This window comes from Shewanella sp. 10N.286.51.B7 (assembly GCF_002873615.1).
Taxonomy (GTDB): Bacteria; Pseudomonadota; Gammaproteobacteria; order Enterobacterales; family Shewanellaceae; genus Shewanella; species Shewanella electrodiphila.
Genome location: NZ_MCUF01000049.1, coordinates 41,467 through 56,969 on the forward strand (window position 1 = coordinate 41,467; position 15,503 = coordinate 56,969).

General features: G+C 40.2%; 13 protein-coding genes. 9 read left to right on the top strand and 4 right to left on the bottom strand.

From position 1 onward, the window contains the following. Positions 1–6: 6 nt before the first annotated feature. A complete protein-coding gene (gene metG, locus BCU84_RS14135) occupies positions 7–2,049 on the bottom strand; it encodes a methionine--tRNA ligase (RefSeq protein ID WP_102528721.1) in 2,043 nt (680 codons plus the stop codon). A 155-nt stretch (positions 2,050–2,204) separates the two neighbouring features. Here metG and apbC point away from each other — a divergent pair, with 155 nt between their 5' ends. From apbC to BCU84_RS14175, 8 genes are all read left to right on the top strand, one after another. Further along, on the top strand, positions 2,205–3,320 hold the full coding sequence (gene apbC, locus BCU84_RS14140; RefSeq protein WP_102528722.1) for an iron-sulfur cluster carrier protein ApbC: 1,116 nt from the start codon (positions 2,205–2,207) through the stop codon (positions 3,318–3,320). A gap of 9 nt (positions 3,321–3,329) precedes the next feature. Further along, positions 3,330–3,968, top strand: coding sequence for a uridine kinase (gene udk / locus BCU84_RS14145; protein WP_102528723.1), 639 nt, complete (start codon positions 3,330–3,332; stop codon positions 3,966–3,968). A 265-nt stretch (positions 3,969–4,233) separates the two neighbouring features. Next, entirely contained in the window at positions 4,234–5,079 is an 846-nt protein-coding gene (pabC, locus tag BCU84_RS14150; RefSeq protein ID WP_102528724.1) for an aminodeoxychorismate lyase, read from the top strand. 20 nt (positions 5,080–5,099) lie between these two features. Further along, entirely contained in the window at positions 5,100–6,110 is a 1,011-nt protein-coding gene (gene mltG / locus BCU84_RS14155; RefSeq protein ID WP_102528725.1) for an endolytic transglycosylase MltG, read from the top strand. Continuing rightward, positions 6,107–6,736, top strand: coding sequence for a dTMP kinase (gene tmk / locus BCU84_RS14160; protein WP_102528726.1), 630 nt, complete (start codon positions 6,107–6,109; stop codon positions 6,734–6,736). The genes mltG and tmk overlap by 4 nt, the downstream gene beginning before the upstream one ends. A gap of 34 nt (positions 6,737–6,770) precedes the next feature. Further along, entirely contained in the window at positions 6,771–7,730 is a 960-nt protein-coding gene (gene holB, locus BCU84_RS14165) for a DNA polymerase III subunit delta' (protein WP_102528727.1), read from the top strand. 12 nt (positions 7,731–7,742) lie between these two features. Next, positions 7,743–8,069 (top strand): PilZ domain-containing protein, encoded by a 327-nt coding sequence (locus tag BCU84_RS14170; protein ID WP_055024454.1) that lies wholly within the window; start codon positions 7,743–7,745, stop codon positions 8,067–8,069. A gap of 44 nt (positions 8,070–8,113) precedes the next feature. Continuing rightward, positions 8,114–8,902 (top strand): YchF/TatD family DNA exonuclease, encoded by a 789-nt coding sequence (locus BCU84_RS14175; protein ID WP_102528728.1) that lies wholly within the window; start codon positions 8,114–8,116, stop codon positions 8,900–8,902. A 437-nt stretch (positions 8,903–9,339) separates the two neighbouring features. On the opposite strand, the gene rsmF is transcribed toward BCU84_RS14175, so the two are convergent. Then, complete coding sequence (rsmF, locus tag BCU84_RS14180; RefSeq protein ID WP_102528729.1) at positions 9,340–10,791, bottom strand: 16S rRNA (cytosine(1407)-C(5))-methyltransferase RsmF; 1,452 nt, start codon at positions 10,789–10,791, stop codon at positions 9,340–9,342. 135 nt (positions 10,792–10,926) lie between these two features. On the opposite strand from rsmF, the gene BCU84_RS14185 reads away from it, so the two are divergent. Next, positions 10,927–12,153 (top strand): spore maturation protein, encoded by a 1,227-nt coding sequence (locus BCU84_RS14185; protein WP_102528730.1) that lies wholly within the window; start codon positions 10,927–10,929, stop codon positions 12,151–12,153. A gap of 104 nt (positions 12,154–12,257) precedes the next feature. On the opposite strand, the gene BCU84_RS14190 is transcribed toward BCU84_RS14185, so the two are convergent. Together BCU84_RS14190 and BCU84_RS14195 are read right to left on the bottom strand one after the other, a co-directional pair. Then, positions 12,258–14,897 (bottom strand): MlaD family protein, encoded by a 2,640-nt coding sequence (locus BCU84_RS14190; protein WP_102528731.1) that lies wholly within the window; start codon positions 14,895–14,897, stop codon positions 12,258–12,260. After that, a complete protein-coding gene (locus tag BCU84_RS14195; protein ID WP_102528759.1) occupies positions 14,884–15,474 on the bottom strand; it encodes a paraquat-inducible protein A in 591 nt (196 codons plus the stop codon). The genes BCU84_RS14190 and BCU84_RS14195 overlap by 14 nt, the downstream gene beginning before the upstream one ends. Positions 15,475–15,503: the final 29 nt, after the last annotated feature.

The window sequence follows — 15,503 nt, forward strand, 5'->3', positions numbered from 1 at the left end:
AACTTATTACATCACACGCATACCAGGTTTTGCACCTGCATGTGGCTCTAAAATCCAGATATCTTTTCCACCAGGACCTGCGGCTAATACCATGCCTTCAGATTCACCGAACTTCATTTTACGTGGTGCAAGGTTGGCAACCATTACAGTGTGTTTACCAATCAAGTCTTCTGGTGCATAAGCTGATTTAATTCCTGCAAAGACTTGTTTAGTTTCGCCGCCTAAATCCAGTTCTAATCGAAGTAGTTTATTGGCTTTTTCAATATGTTCAGCTTTAGCAATTAACGCAATGCGTAAATCAATCTTAGCAAAATCATCGAAACTGATTTCTGGTGCTAACGGCTCTTTTTCAAGTTCAGTTTGCACTTGTTCAACTTTTGGCACTTCAGTTTGAGTCACTTGAAGGTTTTCAGTCGATGCATCAATAATGGCTTCAATGCTCTTCATTTCAATGCGTTGCATTAATGCTTTGAATTTTGCGATTTCATGGCCAGCTAGGTCTTGGTCTAAATTATCCCAAGTCAGTGTCAGTTGTAAGAAACCTTCAACATTTTCAGCAAGTTTTGGCAGTACTGGTTTTAAGTAAGTGACCAGAATACGGAACAAGTTAAGTGCATTACTACATACTTGATGTGCTTCTTCTTGTTTATCTTCTTGCTTGATTAACTGCCAAGGCGCTGCATCAGCGACATAAGCATTAGCCATATCGGCAAGTGCCATGATTTCGCGCATTGCTTTACCAAACTCTCGAGTTTCGTATAGTTCAGCAATGGTGTCTTGTTTAGCAAGGAAGGCTTCGGTTAACGATGTGTCGTTAATTTTTGCTAACTTGCCATCAAAACGTTTACTGATAAAACCAGCTGTACGAGAAGCTAAGTTAACTAATTTACCGACTAAATCTGAATTTACACGCTGAGCAAAATCTTCAAGATTTAAATCTAAATCATCAACACGGCTATTTAATTTCGCAGCGTAGTAATAACGCAGATACTCAGGGTTTAAGTTATCTAGGTAAGTACGGGCTTTAATAAATGTGCCTTTAGATTTAGACATTTTAGCGCCGTTCACAGTGACATAACCGTGGGCATAAACACTGTTTGGTTTTCTGATCCCTGCGCCATGTAACATTGCTGGCCAGAATAAACCGTGGAAGTTAACGATATCTTTACCAATGAAATGATAAATTTCGGCTTTTGAGTCAATGCTCCAAAAGTCGTCGAAGTTTAAATCATCACGTCTATCACATAAGTTTTTGAATGAACCCATGTAGCCGATAGGTGCATCTAACCAAACGTAAAAGAATTTACCTGGTTGATCGGGTATTTCAAAACCAAAATAAGGCGCATCACGAGAGATGTCCCATTGTTGTAGACCTTGATCGAACCACTCACGTAATTTATTAGCAATTTCAGGCTGTAATGAGCCAGAAGATAACCATTCTCCAAGCATTGATTCAAATGCTGGTAAATCAAAAAAGAAATGCTCACTATCCTTCATGACAGGTGTAGCACCAGAAACAACCGAATAAGGCTTAATTAAATCAGTGGTGCTATATGTCGCGCCGCAATTATCACAGTTGTCACCATATTGGTCTTCGCTTTTACATTTAGGGCATGTGCCTTTAACGAAGCGGTCTGGTAAAAACATTTCTTTTTCAGGGTCAAATAACTGCGAGATAGTTTTGGTTTTAATATAACCGTTATCTCTTAACTTGATATAAATGTCGCTAGCTAATTCGCGGTTTTCTTCGCTGTGTGTGCTATGGAAATTATCAAATTGAATATTAAAATCAGCGAAATCTTGTTCGTGTTCTTTTTGAACTTGAGCAATCATTTCTTCTGGGGTAATACCCATTTGTTGAGCTTTGAGCATGATTGGCGTGCCATGGGCATCGTCTGCACAAATATAGTGACATTCATGTCCACGAAGTTTTTGGTAGCGAGACCAAATATCAGTTTGAATATACTCAAGCATATGACCTAAATGGATTGGACCATTTGCATACGGGAGGGCACTTGTCACCAGAATTTTACGTTGTGAATTTGTCATTTTGTCTCAACAATCGATTACACTAAATATATGGTCAAGATACTAACCGATCAAAGTGATTATTTCATCAAACAACAACAAAATCGGCTAAATTAGCGCTCATTTTTTTCTAATTCTGGTACACTTGGGCAAATTTTTCGCTGGGAGTTCTGCTTTTGTCTACTTCGCATACAGATTATCAATTAAGTGATGACCTTCTTGGTCCAGTATTGAGTATTTTAGATGCATACCAAGATCCATATTTAGCTGAAGGGCTAGTATCTGCGGGTTGTGTTAACAAACTTGCAATTGAAGGTAAACGCCTTCTACTTGGATTGGTTTATCCTTACCCTTGTATGACGCAATATCGTGATACCGTCATGGATGTGACTAAAAAGTTAGCCGTACTTGATGCTATTGACGAAGTAGAATGTGAAATTGACTTCCAGCCACGTGTTTTTTCAGCCATTGCCTCAGTAGAACCAATCCCTAATATTAAACAAGTTATTGCAGTTGCTTCAGGTAAAGGCGGTGTGGGTAAATCTACCACTGCGGTAAATCTTGCATTAGCGTTAAAAGCTGAAGGCGCTGAAGTCGGCATATTAGATGCTGATATTTATGGCCCTTCAATTCCAATGATGCTGGGTTTACAAGGTTTTAAACCGACATCTCCAGACGGCAAAATGATGACGGCTGCATCTGCTCATGGTATTTCAGCCCAATCTATAGGCTTTATGCTAGGCGATGGTGAAGCTGCGGTTTGGCGCGGTCCTATGGCTGCAGGCGCATTAAATCAGTTGTTAACTGAAACTCAGTGGCCAGAACTGGATTACTTAGTGATTGATTTGCCTCCTGGAACCGGTGACATACAATTAACATTGTCACAGAAGTTTCCAGTAAGTGGCACAGTTGTGGTGACAACACCGCAAGATATCGCACTTGAAGATGCCAAAAAAGGTATCACCATGTTCCAAAAAGTGGATATCCCAGTGTTAGGCATTATTGAAAACATGAGTTTTCATTTATGTCCTGAATGTGGCCATAAAGAACACCCATTTGGCACCCATGGCGGAAGCAAGATTGCTGAGCGATATGAAGTGCCGTTATTGGGCGCATTACCGCTTAATATTAACATTCGTGAGTCAATGGATGAAGGCAACCCAACAGTTGTCAGTAAGCCAGATTCAGAAGTTGCTGCTATTTATCGTGAAATTGCCCGTAAAGTGGGTGCTCAACTTGCGAAGCAGCAAAACAAAAACACAGTTTCAATCAGTATTTCAGACGACGAGTAAGGTTAAGTAATGAATTCTCAGCAATGTGTCATTATTGGTATCGCAGGTGCTTCAGCATCAGGCAAAAGTTTAATTGCCCAAACGATTTTTGAAGAACTTAAGCGTGACCTAGGCACCGACCAAATCGGTGTGATTAATGAAGACGCTTATTACCGTGACCAAAGTCATATGACAATGGAAGACCGTGTTAAAACGAATTATGATCATCCTAAAGCACTGGATCATCAGCTATTAGCTGAACACCTTAAGCAATTAAAGAAAGGTGAGCAGGTAAACATTCCTTGTTATAGTTATAAAGAACATACTCGTATGACTAAAACCCTTGATATGCAACCTAAAAAGGTGATTATCTTAGAAGGGATTTTACTATTAACAGACCCTAAATTACGTGAGCTCATGGATGCGAGTGTATTCATGGATACACCGCTGGATATTTGTTTCTTACGTCGTTTGACGCGTGATGTAGCTGAGCGCGGACGTACGATGGAGTCGGTTATTTCTCAGTACAAAGCCACTGTTCGCCCAATGTTCTTGCAGTTCATTGAGCCATCAAAGCAGCACGCTGATATTATCGTTCCTCGCGGCGGTAAAAACCGTATTGCGACAGATATATTAAAAGCAAGGATCCAACATCTGTTAGCCAGATAAGATAGAGTTAAGCTATAGATAACAAGGATGTGATCTCAGATGTACAAGTTGACGGCTCCATGAGAATTGGAGCCTCATCATATGCTGAGGCCATTTCTGGTATCAGTTTCTCGTTTCGAATTCGCTTTAGTTATTTTTAGCCATTACAGTCTTTAGTGACGATTTGAATTACATGGCATTAGATGCAAATATGATAGTCAATCCACTTAGTTAACTAAATCGCATTTTCAAGATGAGATTAATACAACCTTGAGTTAAGGACGTTATGCAGTCGGTATTTGTGAATGGAAAATCTGATAATACTATTGATGCTCTTGATCGAGGGCTTGCTTATGGCGATGGCGCATTTGCTACCATGCGAGTTGCTGCAGGCGAAATCTTATTCCTTAATACACACCTGCAACGCATAGAACAAACCTGTTTGCGTTTAGGTTTTACTATTTCGCACATCGAGTTATTAGTTTTACGCCTTGAATCACACGCGAAAACGTTAAAGCAAGGCTGTATTAAGTTACTGCTTAGCCGCGGGGTTGGCGGCAGAGGTTATACTGCGCCTACATCCCCTGATATCACTGAGGTGATTTCATTACATCCGATACCTGATATTTATGCACAGTGGCAATCTAAAGGAATCACATTGTCCTTGTCGCCAGTAACGTTAGGTAATCAGCCTTTACTGGCAGGGATGAAACACTTAAATCGTTTAGAGCAAGTGTTAATCAAACAGCAGACATTACCCAAAAACACCGATGACTGGCTTGTACTTGACGCAGATAATTGTTTAGTTGAATCTTCAATGGCGAATATTTTTATTGTTAAGGACAATCAGGTTAAAACACCTGCGATGAGTCAAAACGGGGTGTCTGGCGTCATGCGTGAACATGTTATTGATGCGCTTTTGACAAATGATATTGCTGTAATGGCGACAAAGGTCACTTTGGATGAATTGCTCGACGCGGAACATGTATTTATCACCAACAGCTTATTAGGTTTGGTGAATGTAAACAGCATTAATACAGACTCGATTAATACCCAATTAAGCTCGAGCTATCATTATAAAGCCTGGAATATGACCCTTACTTTACTCACCCAGCTCAAACTATCATTCTAATAAGTACTGATTAAAATAATATGAAAAAAACCATCACCATTATACTGACATCGCTAATGACACTGACTACGGTCGCGTGTGTTGTAGGCTTTTGGGGATATCAGCAAATTATCGCTTATCCTAGCCAACTTCTATCAATTGAAAAGCCAGTTGAACTGACTATCGCACAAGGAATGAATGTCACAAAACTTGGGGCTGATCTAGAAAATAAGCAGTTTATTACCGACAGCTGGAAACTCAAATACCTGTTAAAGATTAAGCCTGAATATGCCCATATTCGTACTGGTTTATACCAAATTAACCCAGGTGATAGCATTGATAGCTTGCTAACCAAACTTAATCGTGGTGACGAAATGACCTTCTCTGTTACCTTAATTGAAGGTAAAACGATTAAAGAGTGGCATGAGTCATTAGTGGATTTGCCGCATTTAACATTTGATGAGCAAGTCTTTAATCGCGTGTTGATAAAAAATGGTGATAAATCGGGTTTACCTGAAGGTAAGTTTTTCCCCGAAACCTATCAATATCAAGCCAATGATTCATTAGAGGCGATATTAGACCGCAGTTATCAAATGATGCAGAAAACCCTTGCTACGGCTTGGGGTGAGCGAGATAAAGATCTTAAATTAACCACACCTTATGAGTTATTGACGATTGCGTCCATTATTGAAAAAGAAACCGGCAAGCCATCTGAGCGTGACTGGGTCGCAGCAGTATTCAACAACCGCTTGAAGTTAGGTATGCGTTTACAAACTGATCCTACAGTGATTTATGGCATGGGAGAACGCTATAACGGTAATATAACCCGCAGTGATTTACGAGAGCATACCGCGTTTAATACTTATCGCATTAATGGTTTACCGCCAACGCCTATCGCCGCACCAAGTAAAGCCGCCATTTTTGCAGCGGCTAAGCCTGCAGATGTTAATTACTTATATTTTGTCTCAAGAAATGATGGAAGCCATGTTTTTTCCGAGACGCTAGCGCAACATAACCGCGCTGTGAATGAATACCAGAGAAATAGAAAATGACCCAAGAACAAGCTAAATTTGTTGTAATTGAAGGCCTAGAAGGCGCTGGTAAATCCAGTGCCATTGAACTGGTTAAACAGATTATCACACAACACACTCAACAAACCCCAGTATGCACGCGTGAGCCTGGTGGAACGCCACTTGCCGAAAAAATGCGTGATTTAGTTAAGGTTGCAGATGAAACAGACCCTCTTTGCGATGAGTCTGAGTGTTTATTGTTTTACGCTGCGAGAGCGCAACTAATTGCTAATGTTATTAAGCCCGCTTTGGCTAATGGTACTTGGGTATTAGGTGACCGTCATAATTTATCATCGCTGGCCTATCAAGGCGGCGGTAGGGGATTAATGCCTTTAGTAAAATCTATCAGTGATATCACTTTAAAAGGCTTTAAACCCGATTTAACCTTATATCTTGATATAGAGCCTAAGCTTGGGCTAGCAAGAGCTGCTAGTCGCGGCGCTTTAGACAGAATTGAAGTGCAACAAATTGAGTTTTTTGAACGTGCTAGAGCGACATTTTTAGCGTTTGCAGCCGAAGATGACTCAATTATTGTTATTGATGCCAGTAAGCCTATTGAACAAGTGCACCAACAGATTACGGCTGAGTTGACAGCAAGGCTAGCTTGAAAATGACATATTATTGGGTAAAGGCGAGCGTATAATGCAAGCATTTGGTATACAGCAATTACCGTGGTTGGATGCACCGTTTGAACGTTTTATTAACGAACGCCATAGCGGCCATAGCGCTCATGCTCAACTGGTGAGTATTGATCAAGGCTTAGGTGGTCATGTTTTGGCAAACGAAATGGCTGAAGCTGCTATGTGTACAGCGCTCACGCCAGTGGGGGCTTGTGGCCAATGTAAGAGCTGCTTGCTATTTAAGGCCGGCACACATCCCGATTGTCATGTTATCAAAGCGGATGGCACGATAATAAAAGTCGACCAAATCCGTGATTTATGCCAAAAGTTAACTGTAACTGCTCAGCAAGGCGGGCAACGAGTTGCTATTATTCTTAATTGTGAGCAGTTTAATTTAGCGTCAGCCAATGCCTTACTGAAAACATTAGAAGAGCCGGGTAATAATATATTAATTATTTTACAAACCGATGTGCCTTCAAGAATATTGGCGACGATTAAAAGTCGTTGTCAGCAAGTGGCATTTCACGCTCCTGATAGAAAACAAGTATATGAGTGGTTAAAAGCCCATCAAATGCTACCTTCAGTGCGTGCTGGCGAAAAGCCCCATGATGTCACTTGGTGTTTAAGTATGATTGGCGGGCCATTAAAGCTTGCTGAAAGCCTCAGTAGTCAGCATTACCAACAGTTGATTCAGTTTCGAACAGATTGGGCGTTAAGCATTAAATCTGGCCATTTGAATGGCAGTTTAATTAAGGTTTCAGAGCATCAAATTGTTGATGCACTTAATGTTTTATATTTGTACTTAAGACAATATGTGTTAAAAAGTAAAGAGCTAGATGCATTAGCTATAAGTAACATTATTGGTTTGTCTTCAAAAGTGGCGCAAATGTGCCAACGGCTAGCAACGATGGCGAGTGTGAATGCTCCGGCATTATGCCAAGATTACATACTCGAATTTAGACAACTTATTCATATTAAATAATAGACTGAGATTATGACCGATCTTGTTGTAAATTTTGATACTCTGCACCAGTTGTACAGAGCTTATATGCCTTTTATTAAGCCTGCGGGTTTATTTATTTCAACAACAGAAAGCCACTTTTTAGGCCAAGAGTTGTCGATATCGTATAAGTTACCTGGAACATCACAAATGACTGACTTTAAAGGTGTGGTGGTTTGGATTAACCCATTAGGCGCTTCAGGTGGCAGACCTGCAGGGATAGGGGTTAAAATTAAAACCGATCCTGAAAGTCATAAACATCACATTGAAAAGTTACTTTCGAGCGAACTTTCTTCAAGTGATTTGACCTGCACAATGTAGCTAGGTATTCTTGCTGGCTTATTTTAGCTTTTGATAGAATTCCCATGTTAATCGACTCTCATTGCCACTTAGACCGTTTAAAAGCGGCACCTGATCAACCTAGTTTACAAGCCATTATTGATGGTGCTAAATCTCGTGGCGTAGATTACCTACTGTGCGTCAATGTGCGTCAGCAAGGTTTCGAATCTATGCGCGAAAAAATGGCGCAATTTGATAATGTCTTCCTTTCTTCTGGTGTTCACCCTTTAGATGTTCAAGACGGTTTAAATGTTGAAGAAATCAAACAATTTGCCACTGATAAAAAAGTGGTAGCAATTGGTGAAACTGGTCTTGATTATTTTTACGCCCCAGAAACTAAAACACTTCAACAGCAATGTTTTGAACAACAAATTGCATTAGCTGTTGATGTGAATAAACCCTTGATCGTTCATACCCGAGATGCACGTGAAGATACCATTGCCATGTTAAAAGCAGGCAATGCGGATAAAGTGGGTGGCGTATTACACTGTTTTACTGAAAATTGGGAAATGGCAAAAGCGGCGATTGATTTAGGTTTTTATATTTCAGTTTCAGGTATTGTCACTTTTAAAAACGCAGGTGAACTTCGAAGTGTTATTCGCCAAGTCCCACAAGATAGACTATTGGTAGAAACAGATTCGCCTTATCTAGCACCTGTTCCACATCGCGGCAAAGAAAATCAACCGGCTTATGTTCGCGATGTCGCAGAGTTTGTCGCTGAGCTACGTGGTGAAAAATATGAAGATTTAGCTCATTACACCTCGGAAAACTTCTTCAACCTATTCACCGATGCTGCCAAATTAATTGGCCGATAGAGTTATTTTTAGCGACAAGATTCTAACGACATTCGTTAATCATTAGGTTTGCTCTATTAAACTACAGGCAAAAAAAAGACCCAAAACTATCCAATTGTTCTGGGTCTAGGGGAATGGCTCTTATTGAAAAGAGCCTTGCGCTACTGTTGAGAGTTGTCTCTCAGTAAACTCTCAGTAAACCGTTATGAGAATAAAGCGTTATTCCCGCTTATTCCCAACATTCAATTCTTGCTACAAAAGTCTTTAATTAAACACGTCTGAATAAATTATAGTTGTGTATTTCTATATTGCACAATTAATGCGCTATAAATGAATGTTTAACGTATATAAATCGTCATATTTAACTAATACTGCTTAAATCACTAGCGAAATGAGCCTATTAAAGCTGTTTAACTTTTGGATGATTTTAACTTTAATGCTCACTTTAACGCCTAATTTTAGACTGATTCGATTTTATCTTTGACCAACTCTCTCGGTAAATTATTCTTCAGGCGGTGACCTAAGTGTTTTACTACGCCCAATGGCTTGTGATGAAAGCTTACTATCATTTCACCAGCAGGGGTTATATCTAAGCCGTTAACCTCATTGGTTGGAATATCGCGTCCCATCAAAAATTCAATAGCTTGCTGACGATTAAGCTCAATAACGCTATCTTGATTTTCAATAAAGTCACTTAAGGCGATAATGGCTTCATGTTTAGCTTTAAACCCTTTTTTCATTACGTCAGCCAGTTTAAATCCAATGCGTTGAAAACGCATTAAGCCGATAAAATGGCTGAATTGCTCTGGAAATAACCAATATTCATCGTCGCGGATCATAACGTTATATTGCTTAGGTAAGCTGATGTTGAAGCTCTGACTAAAATACTCAGAAACGGCTAGGGTCTGCGTTGGGTTAGCTGAAACAAACGGGAAGTTTCGCTGTTGTTTGGGGCATTTCTTTAAGCGAGGTACAGATGCGGTCTTGATGATTTTAGCGACAAAGAAGCCTTCGCTGTCAAATATTTGTGGCCAAACATGTAGAAAACCTTCTTCTGTACAGGCTTGCTCAGCGCCTGCGAATAAATTATTTAATGAGGCGAATTTCACTGCTTCGGGGTATTGCTGCTGGATATAGTGACAAATTTGCTGGTTTTCAATTTGGCTTAGTGTACAAGTTGAATAAACTAAAGCGCCACCGGGCTTTAATGCTAAAAAGGCTGATTCAATAAGTTGTTTCTGGGTTTCTGCAATGTCTGTGACATCGTCGAGTTGCCAATTTTTCAATGCATTTACATCTTTGCGTACTGTGCCTTCACCACCACAGGGGGCATCTAGCAAAATGGCATCAAACTTTTCGTATAGGTATTCACCGAATACCTTGCCGTCAAAATGGGTTAATGCTGTTTGACGGACCCCCATGCGTTGTACATTGGCATGCAGAATTTTAACGCGGCTAGATGAGTATTCATTGGCTATCAGTAAGCCTTGGTTGTTCATTAATGCGGCAAGTTGGGTTGTTTTAGATCCAGGAGCGGAAGCAACATCTAAAACAATATCCGCTTGATAAGTTTCATTGGTGCCTAAATCGTTAAATAATGCTTCTGGCGGTAACATTGAACTGGCTTCTTGAATATAAAAAAGCCCTTGAATATGTTCTACACAATTGCCAGGTTGTTGGTTTTCGTTATGGGTTATCCAAAAACCTTCTTTACACCATGGAATAGGTTCAAATTCCCAGCCTTTTGAATACATAACCTGTTTAAAGTCGGCTATTGAAATCTTTAGCGTATTAATGCGTATAGATTTTCTTAAAGGGCGATGACAAGCTGCAACAAACTCTTCCATATCAAGATGTTTTGGAAGTTCTGCGGCAATGTGGGTGAGGTAATCTGGATTAATTTGAGCCATAGTAAAATATTTCGATAAAACAACTGTGTAATAATGAAATAGATTATATCATGCATTAACAAGAGTTAGGTTATCCCCGTGGACTAAGCATCAGTTCTAAACGGGTTAGCATTGGTCATAATGATGGAGTATTAAGTGCTGAATCGAGTTTGGTTATTGTTCTTTATAACGGCAGCTATTGCCATCATTGTGCAACTATTTAATGGCCATGTTGAAGTGCTGAGTGACTCAGTCAATGCGATTTTTAGTAGTGCGAAACTTGCTGCTGAGATCTCAATTGGACTCATTGGTGTGTTGGCGCTCTGGATGGGCTTGATGCAAGTGGGTGAGAAGGCGGGTGTTGTAGCGGTGTTTGCACGATTGTTCGAGCCGTTATTATCCAAGTTGATGCCTGAAGTGCCAAGAGGACACCCAGCTTATGGCAGTATGTCGATGAACTTAACTGCAAATATGCTTGGGCTTGATAATGCTGCAACTCCACTTGGCCTTAAGGCGATGCATGACTTACAGAGTTTAAACCCCGAAAAAAGCGTTGCGACCAATGCGCAAATTTTGTTCTTAGTACTCAATACTTCTTCTGTAACATTAGTGCCTGTAACAGTATTTTTATATCGTGCTCAACAAGGCGCTGCTGCCCCCGCAGATGTTTTCTTACCCATTTTACTTGCCACAGTTGCATCAACTTTAGTGGGGCTGTCAGTTGTGGCTATTGTGCAACGTATCTCTTTATTAAATAGTGTTGTGCTTGCTTACGGTGCAACCTTAATCAGTGTGCTTATTGCCAGTGTATTTTATTTAATGACTTTATCAGTTGAGGCTATTGGCACTTTATCTACCGCCTTAGGTAACGGTATTTTACTGGTGCTAATTTTAAGTTTTATACTGATTGCTGGTTATAGAAAGGTTGCCATATATGATGAGTTTGTAGAAGGCGCTAAAGGCGGCTTTTCCCAAGCTATTATGCTGATCCCTTATTTGTTGGCGATGTTATTGGCAATAGGGTTATTAAGGGCTTCAGGCGCGTTAGATTTCGCTTTACAGGGTTTATCAAGCTTAGTGACCTTATTCGGCTTTGATAACCGATTTGTTGATGCGATGCCGACAGCATTAATGAAACCTTTTAGTGGTTCAGGAGCAAGAGCAATGATGCTTGAAACGATGGACCACCATGGTGTTGATTCATTTGCTGGGCGATTATCAGCTATTTTTCAAGGCAGCACAGAAACTACATTTTATGTTCTCGCGGTATATTTTGGCTCTGTTGGCATTCGAAATAGTCGCCATGCGCTTGGCTGTGGTTTAGCTGCTGATGTCGGCGGTATCATGGCTGCGATTGGGGTTTGTTACTGGTTTTACGGATAAAGACTTAAAGGAGCCATAAGGGTAGAGTCATCATATCTGCTGACTCATATTACATTTGCTCAATAAAAAAGTCGGCATATGCCGACTTTTTTGGATTGCACATTTTATGGCTTTACCTGTTCAGGCTGCCATCTGCGCCATTCTTCTTTCATCTTGTTATAAAGATCAAAACGGCTATTATCTGATAGTTTATTCTGCTCTGAAGTCACATCCTCAGTAACAACTGATATACCACCTGACAGTAATGTTTCTAGTGAACCCGTTTCAATTTGCGCACCAGAGAAAATACCCACTTCTAATTTAATACCAGAAGCATCCCAAAAACGACTGCTTTGGTTTACTAGGTGGGTGTATTGCTTTTCAATGTGTGAATACATTAAGACTTTGTTGCCGTTATCCGACAATGTATAACCATCAACTTGACCGATTGAAATACCTCTAAAGAATATTGGCGTGCCCACTTTTATCGAGCCAAGTTGGCTATCTTCAAGTATAAGCGTTAAAGCATCATCTTCAATGTCAGCATCATAACGAGCTGATAAATGAGCTTCAAAAGTATCTATAGCATCGCTGACTTTACCGGGTATCACACCGATATACGGACCCGTTATCAAGGTTTCAGGCGCTTTAATGCCTGCTAATGAAATTTGCGCATCAACAATAAAGTATTCTGTATCAGCTTTAGTGAAGTGAGCTGCATACTCTCCATATAAATAAGCGCTTGCCGTTAATGTATCAAGATTTTGGTTAAGCTTTACTTGCTGAACGACACCAATCTGATGCCCTTGATATCGAATCGCGGCTTTAGCTGCTACTTTTGCTTCAGCAGGTAAAACTAACGTAATCGCTTTCGCTTGCTTCAAGGCTAGTTCTTTTGAATCGTATAATCTTTGTTGATTTCCGATAAGCTCATCACTTAACAGCCCTAAACTTAAACTGCCTTTTAGCGCACCCTCAAGTGGTGCTACATTCACTTCAACACCGGATAAACTTGCATTAATACTGGCAGCATCATTGCGCCAGAAGACACTATTATCTCGTATTAGCTGACTAAATTTATTTTGAATCGCGACGCTAATTGAAAACTGGTCTGTTTTATTATTCCAATTAACTTCAGTTACTTTACCGATTTGCATTTTTTTATAATAAATCGGTGAGCCGTCTGAAAGGCCTGCGCCATCGATACTGTCTAGGGTTAGCGTGGTGACACTATTTTTACTTAATGTCGCAGTAGCATGATCTGTTGAACGGTAAAGTGCAAATTGGCTATTTGCTCTTACTAACGCTTTGGTTTTGCCTCTGACTAATGAAACTGCACCGGCTATAACAGTGTTTAAGTCACGGGTGGTCACACTAACACCATCGAGTGAAGCATCTATGGTTAATGCTGATTCAGACACAAAATGACTATCGGTAGTGATAAGACCTTTATATTCTGGCAGGATCTCTAATTGGTACTCAACGCCACTAAAATCTTTAGTAAAGGTCACTCGAGTGATCTCACCAATTGGCATTTGTTTGTATCGAACTTCAGCTCCTGCAGTGAGACCACTATGCTCATCAGAGCTGAGCTGGATCTTGAGTTTACTGTCATTCAATAAGTCTGGTGATTGCTCAAGTAATGTAAATTTCTCAGGTAATGTTTCGTCAGATACACCAGGAAGTACATTAACGACGCTACCTGTCAGTAAGCGACTAACATGCTTAACTCCATCCATTGAAATATCAGCACCCGCTACCCAAAACTGACTATCAGCATTTAAAAGGTGTTGATATTCAATATCAAACTTAGCTGAAAACTTAACGCCATTTTCAGTCAGTTGAGTTTGATGAACCTTACCGACTTCAATACCGCGATATACCAGTGCAGAGCCTTGGTTAATCTCATCGGCATTATCTGCTGTTAATACAAACTCAACACCTTTTACAGCGCTTTCTTCATCTGGATATAAAACGTAATTATCGCCGGTGATTGCTTTGTCCGCTTTAGTATCAGAGTTAAAACTAATCCCGCCAGCGAGCAATGACGCTAAACTTTCAGTATTTACTTTTATACCAGAAAGTGAGGCATCAATTTTAAGTCCTGACACATTCCAAAATTGCGAATTCTGGTTAACAAGGTGAGCATACTGCTGCTCAATAAACGTGCTAATGATAATAGTGTCACTGTCTATCAAACGATAATTAACGACTTTACCGACAGGTACTTGGCGGTAAAACACTAAAGAGCCTACATCTAATGAACCTAAAGTTGGGGTCGTTAGCTTAACAACGATACCTTCTTCTTCATTGGGGATCATTGACGGAGCTTCAGTGGATGCAATGAACTCAGATGTTGAACTACCATCACCCGGTTCAATCGCAATATAATTTCCTGAAAATAGGGTATCTAGCCCTTCAATTCCCGTAATACTGGCTTTTGGCGTAACCAGCCAAAAAAGGGTGTTCTTATTTAGGAAAGGATCAGAGCGATAATCCATCACAATTTTGACATTTACCCCTGATAAGTCCTTATCAAGGCTGATGTCAGTGACTTTACCAACAGTTAATCCTTGGTATTTTACTAAGGTTTTACCAACATCAATACCAATGGCACTGGGGAAATGAACTTGTATTTCAATTCCTGACTCTTTGATACTTTTCACTCCAAGCCAAGCTCCCAGTACGAGAGCCACAATTGGCAGTAACCAAATTGGAGAGAAGAGTTTCTTTTTAACGACTTTTGGTGATTCAATTCGTGTCATTGTTTTTTTCCAAGCGATCCCAAAGTAAACGTGTATCAAGTACCTTTGCAGCTAACTGGGTCAATAAAATGACCAGCGCGAAGGCTGTTGCTGCAGGTGCAGGTTTTGCATCAAGAAGTTGTCCCATATTCACTACTGCCACTGTTAAAGCAATAACGAATAAATCAAGCATAGACCATCGACCAATCCACTCAATGATATGAAATCCCACCATGAGCTTCTTTTTTGAAACGGGCAGATTAAAACTGATTGCTGACAAATATATCGCCAAGCCTACAATCTTTAACCATGGCACTAAAATACTGGCGGTAAAGACGATAATCGCGATAGGGATCATGTCTGAATGAACCAAATGTACAATGCCAGTAAAAATCGTGTCGTAGGTCACTTTGCCTTGGTTAGTTAGCATTGTGATTGGGTAAATATTAGCGGGTATTAATAATATGGCGGCGGTAATTAGTAATGCCCAGCTTTGCTGTAGGCTTTGATAATTGCGCGGCTGAATTTTAGAATGGCAACGACTACAACGCCCTTGGTCGATAGGGTTAATATTGCGACATGTACCACAAAGCGTCATGCCAATATCTTTACCTTGTTGGCCAAGAT

Bases quoted from the DNA above. Each gene is read 5' to 3' on its own strand.
- metG (WP_102528721.1), bottom strand. From the start codon at position 2,049: ATGACAAATTCACAACGTAAAATTCTGGTGACAAGTGCCCTCCCGTAT.
- udk (WP_102528723.1), top strand. From the start codon at position 3,330: ATGAATTCTCAGCAATGTGTCATTATTGGTATCGCAGGTGCTTCAGCA.
- pabC (WP_102528724.1), top strand. From the start codon at position 4,234: ATGCAGTCGGTATTTGTGAATGGAAAATCTGATAATACTATTGATGCT.
- mltG (WP_102528725.1), top strand. From the start codon at position 5,100: ATGAAAAAAACCATCACCATTATACTGACATCGCTAATGACACTGACT.
- tmk (WP_102528726.1), top strand. From the start codon at position 6,107: ATGACCCAAGAACAAGCTAAATTTGTTGTAATTGAAGGCCTAGAAGGC.
- holB (WP_102528727.1), top strand. From the start codon at position 6,771: ATGCAAGCATTTGGTATACAGCAATTACCGTGGTTGGATGCACCGTTT.
- BCU84_RS14170 (WP_055024454.1), top strand. From the start codon at position 7,743: ATGACCGATCTTGTTGTAAATTTTGATACTCTGCACCAGTTGTACAGA.
- BCU84_RS14175 (WP_102528728.1), top strand. From the start codon at position 8,114: ATGTTAATCGACTCTCATTGCCACTTAGACCGTTTAAAAGCGGCACCT.
- rsmF (WP_102528729.1), bottom strand. From the start codon at position 10,791: ATGGCTCAAATTAATCCAGATTACCTCACCCACATTGCCGCAGAACTT.
- BCU84_RS14190 (WP_102528731.1), bottom strand. From the start codon at position 14,897: ATGACACGAATTGAATCACCAAAAGTCGTTAAAAAGAAACTCTTCTCT.
- BCU84_RS14195 (WP_102528759.1), bottom strand. From the start codon at position 15,474: ATGACGCTTTGTGGTACATGTCGCAATATTAACCCTATCGACCAAGGG.